This is a genomic window from Pedobacter sp. (genome assembly GCF_965279535.1).
Taxonomy (GTDB): Bacteria; Bacteroidota; Bacteroidia; order Sphingobacteriales; family Sphingobacteriaceae; genus Pedobacter.
The window spans coordinates 3,476,121-3,488,579 of the sequence record NZ_OZ257244.1; the positions used below are offsets into that span (position 1 = coordinate 3,476,121).

The 12,459-nt window shown below is 38.9% G+C and carries 10 protein-coding genes; all 10 read right to left on the bottom strand.

Translation table 11 applies throughout. The features are described 5' to 3' along the window. Positions 1 to 64: 64 nt before the first annotated feature. A complete protein-coding gene (locus ACQY77_RS14130; RefSeq protein WP_421941514.1) occupies positions 65 to 436 on the bottom strand; it encodes an iron chaperone in 372 nt (123 codons plus the stop codon). 51 nt (positions 437 to 487) lie between these two features. After that, the gene (locus ACQY77_RS14135) at positions 488 to 1,063 is read right to left on the bottom strand and encodes a pentapeptide repeat-containing protein (protein ID WP_421941513.1); all 576 of its coding nucleotides are present in this window, start codon (positions 1,061 to 1,063) and stop codon (positions 488 to 490) included. Between the two features lie 95 nt (positions 1,064 to 1,158). Further along, positions 1,159 to 1,647 (bottom strand): hypothetical protein, encoded by a 489-nt coding sequence (locus ACQY77_RS14140; RefSeq protein ID WP_421941512.1) that lies wholly within the window; start codon positions 1,645 to 1,647, stop codon positions 1,159 to 1,161. A 152-nt stretch (positions 1,648 to 1,799) separates the two neighbouring features. Beyond that, positions 1,800 to 2,786: a pyruvate dehydrogenase complex E1 component subunit beta gene (locus ACQY77_RS14145; RefSeq protein WP_421941511.1), complete on the bottom strand. Its 987-nt coding sequence runs from the start codon at positions 2,784 to 2,786 to the stop codon at positions 1,800 to 1,802. 307 nt (positions 2,787 to 3,093) lie between these two features. Continuing rightward, a complete protein-coding gene (locus ACQY77_RS14150; RefSeq protein WP_421941510.1) occupies positions 3,094 to 3,447 on the bottom strand; it encodes a bleomycin resistance protein in 354 nt (117 codons plus the stop codon). Positions 3,448 to 3,470: 23 nt separating this feature from the next. Further along, complete coding sequence (locus ACQY77_RS14155) at positions 3,471 to 4,031, bottom strand: GNAT family N-acetyltransferase (RefSeq protein WP_421941509.1); 561 nt, start codon at positions 4,029 to 4,031, stop codon at positions 3,471 to 3,473. A 534-nt stretch (positions 4,032 to 4,565) separates the two neighbouring features. Then, positions 4,566 to 7,421, bottom strand: a complete 2,856-nt coding sequence (locus tag ACQY77_RS14160) for a PD-(D/E)XK nuclease family protein (protein WP_421941508.1) — start codon at positions 7,419 to 7,421, stop codon at positions 4,566 to 4,568. A gap of 21 nt (positions 7,422 to 7,442) precedes the next feature. Then, positions 7,443 to 10,661 (bottom strand): UvrD-helicase domain-containing protein, encoded by a 3,219-nt coding sequence (locus ACQY77_RS14165; RefSeq protein WP_421941507.1) that lies wholly within the window; start codon positions 10,659 to 10,661, stop codon positions 7,443 to 7,445. A 256-nt stretch (positions 10,662 to 10,917) separates the two neighbouring features. Continuing rightward, positions 10,918 to 11,706: a tRNA threonylcarbamoyladenosine dehydratase gene (locus ACQY77_RS14170; RefSeq protein WP_421941506.1), complete on the bottom strand. Its 789-nt coding sequence runs from the start codon at positions 11,704 to 11,706 to the stop codon at positions 10,918 to 10,920. Positions 11,707 to 11,781: 75 nt separating this feature from the next. Continuing rightward, a complete protein-coding gene (locus ACQY77_RS14175) occupies positions 11,782 to 12,444 on the bottom strand; it encodes a TatD family hydrolase (protein WP_421941505.1) in 663 nt (220 codons plus the stop codon). Between the last annotated feature and the right edge of the window lie 15 nt (positions 12,445 to 12,459).

Consider the following 12,459-nt stretch of genomic DNA (forward strand, 5'->3'; position numbering starts at 1 on the left):
ACGAAGTTTTCCACGGAATTTTGTGAGTAAATTCTTGAGAAAACGGATAATAAATTAACTTCGTTTACTTCTTACGCTTTGCATTTTCTAAATCTTCTTCTGCTCTGAATTTGGTAATGCGGCTTATCAAATCTAATGGAAGGGGTTGGTTTAAAGGGAATTGAATGGCGCCTTTACTCCATTTATAATCTTCAAGTTCATGTTTGAAAGCCTGTATGCCTGAATCAGTCGGGTAAAAACCCAAATGCTTGCTATAAGCGGCAAAGTAGACTAATACTTTGTGTTGCTTAAAGGCGGGCATACTATAACTGATCACTTCCTTTGCATCTGGAGCGGCTTTTTGTATGGTTTGGCGAATTTGCTGTAAAAGCTTTTGAGTTTCTGCCGGAAAATGAGCAATATATTCTGCTATGGTTGTTGGCTTTGGTTGTTCCATAATTTCTTTAACTGATGCGTTCGTGAATTTACAGATTTTTGCAAAGTTTATCTAAGCTGTCACGATGATCTCATACCTGTTTAGTAATCCTGGTAGCCCTGATATAGAAAATCTGGCCTTCTTTATTCTATTATTTTCAGGATCTATAGCATAATTATAAGCCGTTCTAAAATCTGCTTTTTCGAGCACGGTTCGATCAAATGTTGCGGTTAACAGATCACAGTTGTCGAAAGTAGCGTTGCTTAAGTCGCTTTCAGAAAAATCGACTTCATGCATGTGGCAGTTGCCGAAAGTTGTTTTCTTCAGCTTTAGTTTGTAAAAGGAAGAATGGCCTAATTTACATTGCTCAAAACTGAAGGAAAGTCCGAAATCGTTACAGTTTTCAAATCTTAATCCCAGCATTTTGCAATCACTAAATTGGATACCGTTGAATGATGTTTTTGTGATATGAGCAAGGCTGAGATTGCAGGAAATGAATTGGCAATCCAGGAATTTTATGCCGGTCAAATCGGAACCTGAGAAGTCGCAGTTAATGAATTTACAGTTTTCATATTCTGCTTTTGGAAGGGCGCTTAAGGTATAATCTACTTTTTCAAATATTTGATCGGCTATGTAATTAGAGGACATTGGAGGTGTTTTTTAGGTAGCGAAGATACATATTTAGGAAATAGCGACGATGGTCTGTGCGAAACAGACCATGGTGACAGATTTTCGCATTTGAATCACTCGTAGAAATTGCTAATAATATCGTGTAATGGTTTAATTTCTTTTCCTTGATTCAGGATGTTATAGAGTTCGTTATTGATCGATTTTTCCAGAATCTGTCCGCCACTGATTTTCATTAGGTAGGGGAAGCCGACTTGATTTTTAATCTGATTTAAGAGGGAAGATGAAAAGATTTGGGAATAGTAGTCGTTAACAGGAGTTCTTCCATTCAGAAAAATGATGTGAACATCAGATGATAGTGTAGGGATGATGTATTTTTCGATAAATTCCTGACTATTCTTCCTGTTGTTGTAACAAAAGATTTTGTCCCCCTCTAATTTTAGAAGATTTTCATAAAAATTCTGATTTAGTCTCTTCTTCGTAAAATGGTTGTCGATACTTGAAATCACCAAAATTGGAGACAAAACAATGCCGACACAAAAAATAATCAGAAGCACAGTTCCCAGTAGAATAATTTCTCCAAACGTTTGCAACTTAGCGCGCATACTTTTTTGTTAATGAAACAGTTTATGGAAATGTCTGTATGACACAGACTGCGGTAATGGGGATGGACTGTGTGACACAGATCATACTAACAAAAAAAATCCCCTAAGCTTAGCTTAAGGGATTCCAATATTTTATAGTTGTTTTTTAACGACTATTTATTTACATACATGGCTTCTTTTACAGCTTTAACTACTTTTTCTGCATTTGGTAAGCTGGCAGCTATTAAAGTAGGAGAGTAAGGAAGTGGAACGTCTGCACAAGTAATACGTAAAACAGGTGAATCTAAATAGTCGAATGCATTTTTCTGTACATTGAAAGCAATCTCACTTGAGATAGACGCCAATGGCCAGGCTTCTTCTACTACTACCAAACGGTTAGTTTTCTTAACAGATTCGATGATGGTTGCATAATCGATAGGACGTACGGTACGTAAATCGATTACTTCAACATTGATACCTTCTTTTGTTAATTCTTCTACAGCTGGGTTTACTACGCGGGTTAACATTTTACCGAAAGTTACGATGGTAACATCAGTTCCTTGTTTTACAACGTTTGCTTTACCAATTTCTAAGTAATATTCTTCAGCAGGAACATCACCTTTATCGCCATACATTACCTCAGATTCCATGAAAATTACCGGATCCGGATCAATGATAGCTTGTTTCATTAAACCTTTTGCATCATAAGGTGTAGCCGGAACTACAACTTTTAAACCTGGTGTATTTGCATACCAGTTTTCGAAGTTCTGAGAGTGTTGAGCACCCAATTGACCAGCGTTACCAGTAGGACCGCGGAATACCATTGGGCAAGAGAATTGACCACCGCTCATAGATAAGATCTTCGCTGCTCCGTTGATGATCTGATCGATAGCAACCAACGAAAAGTTAAAGGTCATAAATTCTACAATTGGAATAAGTCCAGCTGTAGCTGCACCAGTAGCAATACCTGCAAAACCTAATTCGGCAATAGGGGTATCGATAATTCTTTTGGCTCCAAATTCCTCAAGCATACCTTGACTTACTTTGTATGCTCCATTATATTCTGCTACTTCTTCACCTAATAAAAAAACGCGGTCATCTTTACGCATTTCTTCGCTCATGGCTTCGCGTAGTGCTTCTCTAAATTGGATTTCTCTCATTGTAATTTTTAATAACGGTGGCAAATATAATTATTAATCGCTTTGAAACCAAAGGCTAAAATACCTATGTTTTGTAATAATTATAGGTAATTCCAAAGTTTGCTGGCTGTTTTAACAAGTGTCTTTTTTGTTTATTTGCTAAAGCGTGAAATAATATTGGGTAATTGAGTTTTGGAAAGGGTAATTGTATTAAAGTTGTGGATTTTATCGAAATAAACTAGTCGAAAAAATATTGTTTCAATAAATATTGTTCAATATCATATTTTTAGCAATTGATTAAGGTCAGGACTTACCTTACTTCGGCCAGTTATTTTGCTCTAATATCTTCACCAAAGTGAATAATGTTACCGCTGTTGTCTAAAATAGAAAACTGCCTCATGCCCCAGGGCATATTTTTCAACTTTCCATTGGGATGTACTACACCTTGTGCTGTATACTCGGCATAAAGCTGATCTACTTCGGTGACATAGATATAGCAACCTGTATTTTTGGGGACACTTTCATCGTTAGTTGGCCATAGATGGATACCAATATCATCTTTGCTTAAAATGATGTAGCCATCCCAGTTGTTGTGAAAAGTGAAACCTAATTTTTCAGTATAAAATTGAATGGTTTCATCTGCATTGAGTGAAGCGAGAATTGGCGTAGCTGTTTTAAGCATATGAGTAGGGTTATGGTTGTAATTTAGTGATTTGGATTTAACAAACCATAGATTTCACTATCTAAAAATCTTCCGTTGAAGTAGTAATCTTCTTTGAAATAGGCTTCTTTTACAAAGCCATGCTGGAGAAGAATCTTTCTTGAGGCATCATTACCCGGATTAATATTGGCTTGAATGGTGTGAAAATTTACCTCATTGAAACCAAAATCTATTGTTTTTTTTAATGCTTCTGATACATAACCTTTCTTCCAGAATTTGGGGCTAAGCATGTAGCCTATTTCTGCCCGATGGTTAGCCAGATTGGTTCTCCAATAGCCTATAGCGCCAATCATTTGCTCTGGATTTTCTTTCAAAGCCATTACCCAGGTTAAATTTTGTCCTTCTATGTAGCCATCATGAAGTGTAGTAATAAAGGTTTTGACTTCCAAAATCTCTTTTGGGCGTGCCCGATCAATATAGCGCATCACCTCTTCACTGGTGCGCATATCAAAAATAGCTTGCGCATCGGCAACTACATGTTCCCGAAGGATCAGTCTTTCGGTTTCAAGTACTGGGAACTGGCTAAAATTTAAGCTAAGCATCATTCGTCTTTTGATGATTCAAATTTATGCTTCTCATCGTACTTTTTTATTTCATCAATGAAAGTTTTTTTGGAATGATTGTTTATTTCCTCACCGCCGGAAGGGCTCTTTCTTTTGGCTTGGCCCAAAAGAAACAAAAACCCAAGGCTGGCATCCTTTCTTGACTAGGATAATCTGAAAGCATATAGCGGTAATAAGAGGCTTAGGCCTTTGACCATGCCTACCCTCGCTACTTATTTCCTTGGGCAGTATGTGAACGTTTGAAACTGCGGGCTTTCAGATACCCTATTCTGCGAAATGCTGCTAGGCCGGATGCGTACTTGGCTGAGTGAGGTAAGGTATTGGCATTCTGAAAATATCTGATCCCTCGGTAGCCATCATCCCCTCGCAGGCTGGAATCTTAATGATTGTTCATCTTATCCTTGCGGGGAAAGGGTTTGATGAATTATATCTCAGCTACGACATATTTATAAGAATTGGTTATGCTAATATAGCAAACTTGCCGTCGGTTTAAACCGACGACAAGGGGAAAAGGTTTTATTTTCCAAACAAGGTTTTATAGATGGAAAATTTATAATTGTCATCTACAGCGCTGGCTTTAAAATAAGGCGCTTCAAAAAGCTCTGTCAGTTTGTTTCTTAAAGCGGCTAAAAACTCAGGTTTAATGTCTTCTAAAAACTGGCCAGATAAACTCTGTCTGCCTGTTTTAAACCAAACCCCATCCTGGCTCATGCTTTTTACCACATATAAATTAGGCTCAACATGTGTTTTTCCTGCATATTGCTCGTAAGCGTAGGTGTATAGAAGGGTTTGTACCAGCGCTTTATTAATGTGTTTGCCATCTGAATTAAACAGTTCGGGAATATCTTTAAAGGTGAGTTTATCACTACCGGTTTTATAATCTACAATTCGGGTAATGCCGTTTTTTACATCTACCCGGTCAATGTAACCGAACATTTTTATGCTGGCATCCTGCCCTTTTAAGGGAAAATGAATGAGGGCTTCTACCTTTTGCTCTAAACTGATAATGGTGAAAGGTGTTTGTGAAATATCCTGATTTAAAATCACATTAACATAGGCATCTACAATGGCTAAAATCACTTTTTGCATGCCTCTATATTCCATTACCTTATCAGGGTTATTGAACATCACCGATGAGAAAGCTTTTTGAATCAGTTTTGGTACTCCTGTTCGTCGTTCCTCTATTGCTGCTTTGGTAATTTCTATCCCAACCAGATCTTCGTAAAAGTATTCCATTACCTTGTGCAGGATGGAACCAATTTCATTGGCTTCTACCACTGCACTTACCTCTTTAGGTTCTTTGATGCCGGCGATATAATTAAAAAAGAAATCTATCGGGTTAGAAATATACTGTGTAAGGGCAGAAGGGGAGAGAATTTTTTCTTTATTAAGGTATTTCTGAAGGGTTGCCTGAATAAAAGGATGATCTTCTTTTTTAATGACCACTTCTTTGGCCACTTCAGTTTTTACTTCCAAGGCCAATTCGTGGTATTGGAAGTTGAATTTACTTTCATATTCCAGCTGCTTGAGTATTCTGCTGGCTTCACCGGAGGTCGATTCGTCCGTTAGGCTATTATAAACAAAACTGATGTTTTTGGCGCGCTGCAAAAGCCTGTAAACCATGTAGGACGAGATGGCATCGAGATTTTCCAGTACGGGCAAACCATAAACCCGGCGGATACTATCGGGAATAAAGCTATTGCCGATAGATGATTTCGGAATGATTCCTTCGTTAAAACCTAAGAAAACAACTTTGTCGAAATTCAGGTTCCTGGTTTCCAGTAAACCCATTAGCTGAATACCGTTTAGTGGATCGCCACTTAATGGAACTGCAATGGCCTGAAGGGACTTCTGAACCAGATAAATCACAAAAGAAATATCCTCCTGACCGATGTGGTGGCCAAAGGTATCATGGAGCCGGTTAAGCTCCTGAATGGTTTTTACAAATAACTCTGCATCGATTTTTTTGAGTGCTTTGTTATTGGAGAGCCTGTTCAGTACGAAATTAAGTACCTGAAGTAGATTTGAGACTACATTTTTAGGCTCGACTGTTTGCTGATAAAAAACTTCCAAAAGGCCACCTTGCCTTACTAAGCGTTGATGTTCAATCTCAACAACATTTTCCTTGAGTAATGCGGTTTGGATTTTATCCCTCATTCGCTGACTTAACCCGGTAAGTGGGTGAGTGAGGAAGGCCTCAAGGCTTTTGTAGGTTAACTTTCCGGTATTTAGAATCTCTAATTGAGCACTTAGCCATAAATCTGCCAATCCGTAGATACTGGATGAAGAAAGTGCAAAACCCATGGTAACGTTGAGGTCTATCTTTTTGCCATTTACATCTGTTGGAATGGTTTGAAGCGCCGGAATAAGTAAACTTTCGTCTGCCAATACCACCACGGTGTTACCGACTTCATTTTCTTCAACATAATCGTCTGCTAAAACTTCATTTAATATCTTCGCCTGTACCGATTGTCCCTGAACCTTATAAACATTTACCAGGTGATCTGCTGTTGCCATTAAGCTTGGGCGATCATCAAACACATTTTTTAAGCCCAGCTGATCAATGTTTTTCCTCAGGAATAATCCAGCTTCCTGTAAATGATCTTTAAGGTAATAATCATCGGTATCGAAGTAGAAAAGTGCTTTGTCTGCCTCTTGCAATTGCGTAAAGAGCTTCGCCTCTGCCGAACTAAGGGCATTAAAACCTACAAAAATGATTTTTCCCTTGTCGAAATTTGAAAGGTAAGTCAATTCATTTAAGTTTCCTTCCGCCAGGTGGCGATAAACAGACCCGTTGGTTAAAAAGCCCTCATTTTTTAAGCTTGCATGAAACTTATGATAAAGCTTTGGCATCCTGCGCCACATTTTGATGAAAAGTTCCTGCTGTTTTTTATGTTTTCCTTCCGAATAGGATGTCCAGAATTGAGCCAGAAACTGGTACTGTTCGGGGCTGAGGTAATCGAAATCTTTGTTAATTACAGATATGTCTTCCAAATCGCGATACAGTTTTCCGGCATCTACGAGGTCGGCATCTATCTGGTTAAAATCGCTCAAGATAATTTTTGCCAGGGGAAAAAATTTGTGACTTGATATCGTTTCTAACTTCTCTTCTGCCAGGAGCTGATTGTAAATTCGATGTAAAGTGAAAAACTGGAGATAGAAATCGGCTATTTTAAACTGCGATGCAGCGGCAAAAAACTCCTGGATAGTAAATAGAGCGGGGCTAAAAAATGGTTTCTGAATAATATTGGCGAAATGCTTCTGAAGATAAGCAGCAGGACGTTTATTATTAAAAATGATGGCGCAATGCTGAAGGTTGGCACCAAACCGCTCAATCAAATCTTCGGCAACTTCTTGTAAAAATGGTTTCATGTCTTTATCTCGATTTGATAATTATACTGCCTTTAATTTCCCGGTAACCGCATAAAACAAATAGGTTTTTACGTTTTCAAAGCCCATTTTCAGCAACAAATCCCGGTAAAGCTCTACTTGTTCTATATGCCTTTTACTCTCCTCCAAAGTAAACTTATAATCGAGGATGATTACGCCATCGGGGCTTAACAAAATTCTGTCAGGACGATGGAGTTTGCCGTTTTCGTCGATGATGCTCTTTTCGGTAATGCTTTCCTGTGCATTATCCAGGATGGTTTTTAAATCGGGATGGAGAAGAACTTCTTTAACCGATTGGTGTAAGGCCTCTCTTTCGTTATTTTGGATGATCCCCTGCATCACCAGGTCATCGATATAGGCATTAACTTCTTTATCGGTACTGGCATTGGCCAAAATATCATGGAGTAAAGACCCTTTTCTGCCGGATTGCTGAATATTTACAAGATGCTTAAGGTGTTTATCCTCCGAAGGAATATATAGTTCAGATAAACGGCCTGTAGTTGGATAATAGTTCAGGTTGATGAGGTTAACCTTTTCAACTTTGGTATCTGTCACTACATAATCCACGATCTCGTAGAGGCTGTTTTCATTAAACTGTTCTTCAAAAGTGAGGTTAAGTACATCGCCAATGTTGGATAGTGTAGCCTCTTTTTTGGCCATTGTAGATAGATACAAGTAATCTTTAGCACGCGTTGTGGCTACGTAAAGCATGTTTAACGCATCCATATTATTAAAGAGCAGCTCTTCATAATAGGCTTTTGCTATTGCCGAATTGGCTAAATCGCTACTGTATTTTAATGGAATACCCCTTAATTCTTTATAAACTGTTTCTTCTGATGACACCCAGAATGTAGAATTGGGTTTGCCCTTGATTTCCCAATTACAGAATGGTACAAATACCGCTCTGAAAGCTAATCCCTTTGATTTGTGAATGGTAATGATCTGAATAGCATCCACACCATCCGGGGAAGGGAGCGATTTTTTTACCCCATCTTCATCCCACCAGGTTAGAAAGGCGATAATTCCCTTTTCACCCAGTTTATTGGCATTTGCAGCCAGGTCTCTAAATGCTAGCAGATAGGGCAGGTGTAGGGTTAACTCTTTTAACTCGTAAGATTCGATCAATATTTCTACCAGCTCTGTTAAAGGGAGCTGAAGCCAGCTTTGCCAGTTTTCGCATAGGGCTTTTGGCAATACACCCGATAAGTTACTGAGAGAGTTGTTATTGAGGTTTAAATAATGATCGGGATGTACTGCTATGCCGCGCAGCGAGTGGTACAATGCGATACAATTGGCTTTGTAAAGCGCATTCTGACTATCCAGGCCTATTAATGCTTTCAGTGTATTGATAATTAGTTTTACAGCAGCATTGTTGGCAATAAGTAAAGCATCTCCAGAAATTACCGGGAGATTTTGCTCCATTAACTTTTTAACTGTTAAAAGGGCTTCACTATTGGACCGCACCAATATGGCGATGTCTTTTAATGCATAATTTTTTTCGTTAATCAGCAACAGGATTTCATTGATTACATCTTCCAGTGCCAGATCTCTAAAGGTGGTTTCAGTAAAACGAGCTTCATTGGCAGCATCTTCCTTGCTGAACTTCCTGATCTTGATGGTGCCGCCTTTTAATGTGCTGGTTGCAAAATTCTGGGTAGACTGGCTATAAATATCGGTAATGATGTGACCGTAATTTTCCTCATTCCACCAGTCATTTAATGCGGCAGATTTTTCCTCAATACTTTGGTTTAGTTCCTGTTGTAAGGCAATTGGAATTGAACGGTATAAAAAGTTATTGAAAGAAATGATGTTTTCTGCACTTCGGTAATTTTCAGCTAAACTTTCTTCGATTACATTGTCCATACCTACATCCCGCTTGGCGTGCTTGTGCAGGATATTCCAATCGCCATTACGCCAGCGGTAAATAGACTGTTTCGTATCACCTACAATGAGGTGATCAGTTAAATCGGCACTTGGCGTGGCCATGGCATTCGTTAGCAGGGATTTAAAACTACCCCATTGGCTGGTTGATGTATCCTGAAACTCATCAAAAAGAAAATTCCGGTAACGGTTACCTACTTTTTCCCAAATAAAGGAAGGATTGTCTCCAGCATCTTCAGTTATACCAGAAATTAATTTCTGCGCATCGCTGATGAGCAAATTATCGTTTTCGGCCCGATATTCTTTCAAAAGCACCGCTATTTCCTGCATTAAGCGGAGGTAATAGAGGTTTTTATTGAAAGCTATGGCTAAGCCGTAGTTGGGTAAATGCGCCAGATAATGCTTTTTGATCTCCTGGAGGATGGGGTTAATCTGAGCATAAACTTCAGGTAAACTCACATTCTTTTGAAACCACTCTTCTGGCTCATCGATATAACTGAATAAGCTTTCTATTTTAGAAAAATCGCCCCTGGCAACCAGGATCAGTTTTTTTAAGCCGTTTCTGGATTTACCCTTCAGCTGGTCATCACCTACACCTGCGTTTTGAAGGCTATCATGGGCTTTAGTAGCCAAAGCAATGATCTCGTCTTCAAAATTCTTAATCTCGGCTTTGGTTACCTGGATGTATTTTTTGAATAGCTCGTCGATGTTTTCTAAGCCCAGTTCTTCAACTGCTGTTTCAAAAACCTGAAAACGCTCTGAGAAAATCTCGCCAATGAGGTTGTACAATTCCAGTTTATAATTCCAGCTTTTATTGTCGCTGATTCGTTCAATGGCCAGATCAATAATCCATTGCAAAAGCTGTTTGTTGTGATCTAAATTGGCATCCAGTTTGGCTACCAGATCATCCTTCACCTTATCATAATTCATTTCTAAATTATAATCGGCGTTTAGGCCCAGTTCAAATGCAAAACCACGAATTACTTTCTGGACGAAACCATCAATTGTACTTACAGAGAAACGGCTATAGTCGTGCAGGATTTTCCGATAAATCTTATCTGCTTTATATTGTAGGTCAGTAGGTGTAAGGCCAGGATAAGCCTTAATAATTAACTGCCGGTAATCATCAATCTTTTTTGCAGGGTTACCTTGGGCAAGCCCCAATAAAACCTCTAAAATACGGGTTTTCATTTCTTCTGTAGCCTTGTTGGTAAAGGTTACAGCCAATATCTCCCGATATTTATTTTCACTGCTGAAGAGTAAAGTTAAATAATGTGCGGTAAGACTGAAGGTTTTACCGGAACCAGCAGAGGCTTGAAGAATTTTGAGGGGTTTGGGCATATTGTTAATTCACCTGCAGGGCAGATGCGCTTCTATTTTAATCTGTAGTTGAAATGATGTAGTTTTCTAAACCAATTATTACAAAATGCATATTTTTCATCACATTGGCAACAGAAATTCGGTAAACTTTTAAACCTAAAGATATTAAATAATCCGCTCTGCGTTTATCGTATTTACCTTGTTGTTGTGATTGAAGTTTCGATATAAATATGCAATAAGTTATAATTCCTACAGTTAAACATCCTTTGCACCCAATTTATTCTTTCTTCTTCTTCTTCGCTGGTTTTTTCCTGATTCTTGCCGGCCGTTTTTCCATTTCGAAAGGGATTTCCAGTAGATCGCGGATCACTACTGACGCACAGGCACCACCAAAAGCAGCCGGAAGATAAGAGATTGTTCCATAAGCAGAACGCTTGAAATTGCTGCCGTCGGTTAAGATTAAGGAATCGCGCTTTACTTCCTCTGTAGAAAAAACCGCTTTTACTTTCTCTACATTGGGCTGCTTGTTTAGCCGTTTACGCACGTAGCTGGCAAACACACATTGGTAGGTGTTGGGCAGATAAGTTATACGTAGTTTGGTAGGATCTACCTTACCGCCAGCGCCCATTGAACTCACAATCGGAATGTTTTTTTCCAGTGCGGTAGAGAGCAGGGTAATTTTTGGCATTACGCTATCGATACAGTCCATCACGTAATCGTAATTTGTTTCCAGGATTTCGCGACATTTTTCCGGTGTAAGGAAAGCGTTCACCACATGAAGCTTTAATTCGGGATTGATGGCCAGCAAACGCTCTTGCATAATTTCTGCCTTGCTTACCCCATGATTGGTTGCTAATGCAGGAAGCTGCCTGTTTCTATTACTTGGATCAACCACGTCTCCATCTACGATAGTCATTTCACCTACACCTGAGCGGCAAATAAATTCGGCCGCAAAAGAACCTACTCCGCCTAAACCAATAACCAGAACATGTTTGGATTGAAGTTTTTCTATTCCATCATTTCCTACTAATAATGCAGATCGGGAGAGCCAGGTAACATCAGCCATAAATATATTTTTTTGTCGCTGTAGCCTTAACTGCACCTTGCGCAGATGATTGGTGGTTAGGCATCGAGCAAATTACTAATCAGTTATTAAGTTCAATTTTTTCCAGTTGGCAAAAATACATGCTTTGAGCTCATCAACTGTACATTTTTTTAAATTAGCTGCGGCTTTATAAATTTCGACGATAGAAATGTCTGCATCATCTGTTTCTAAGTAGAATGGATAACCAGATTGAATGAGTTTAGCTGCTCCAGAATCTGCTTGTAGCAACGCCGATCCGAAAGAGAGAAAGAATCCGTTGTCGATGAGTTGTTTTCCCAGCGCTTCTTTTTTATTGAAGCCATGAATAATCATGGGTACTTTTACTTTTAGCTTTTTCTTAATTTCAATCAGTTCAGCAAATGCTTTTACGCAATGAATGATCATTGGCTTATTCAGCTGTTCGGCAAGGGCAACCTGCTGTTCAAAAATATTGATTTGATCAGTTAATGGCGCACCTTTCAGTTTATCCAAACCACATTCGCCAATCATCTTTACATTAGGTTGTTGAGCAAGGACTTTTAAGTAACTCAGCTGTAATTCCAATTTATCCAGCGTGGCAAACCAGGGATGGAGTCCAATAGAAATGGGCTTGCGCTTGGGCATGGCCAGAAAAATATCGCTGGTTAGCGATAAACTCTGAATACTGGTAACTTCCTGTTGTAGGGCAACTTTATGGGTATGTAGATCTAAAAAATCCATCGCGCTGCAAAGATA

Coding starts and splice junctions, on each gene's coding strand:
- ACQY77_RS14130 (WP_421941514.1), bottom strand. CDS start 436: ATGGAACAACCAAAGCCAACAACCATAGCAGAATATATTGCTCATTTT.
- ACQY77_RS14135 (WP_421941513.1), bottom strand. CDS start 1,063: ATGTCCTCTAATTACATAGCCGATCAAATATTTGAAAAAGTAGATTAT.
- ACQY77_RS14140 (WP_421941512.1), bottom strand. CDS start 1,647: ATGCGCGCTAAGTTGCAAACGTTTGGAGAAATTATTCTACTGGGAACT.
- ACQY77_RS14145 (WP_421941511.1), bottom strand. CDS start 2,786: ATGAGAGAAATCCAATTTAGAGAAGCACTACGCGAAGCCATGAGCGAA.
- ACQY77_RS14150 (WP_421941510.1), bottom strand. CDS start 3,447: ATGCTTAAAACAGCTACGCCAATTCTCGCTTCACTCAATGCAGATGAA.
- ACQY77_RS14155 (WP_421941509.1), bottom strand. CDS start 4,031: ATGATGCTTAGCTTAAATTTTAGCCAGTTCCCAGTACTTGAAACCGAA.
- ACQY77_RS14160 (WP_421941508.1), bottom strand. CDS start 7,421: ATGAAACCATTTTTACAAGAAGTTGCCGAAGATTTGATTGAGCGGTTT.
- ACQY77_RS14165 (WP_421941507.1), bottom strand. CDS start 10,661: ATGCCCAAACCCCTCAAAATTCTTCAAGCCTCTGCTGGTTCCGGTAAA.
- ACQY77_RS14170 (WP_421941506.1), bottom strand. CDS start 11,706: ATGGCTGATGTTACCTGGCTCTCCCGATCTGCATTATTAGTAGGAAAT.
- ACQY77_RS14175 (WP_421941505.1), bottom strand. CDS start 12,444: ATGGATTTTTTAGATCTACATACCCATAAAGTTGCCCTACAACAGGAA.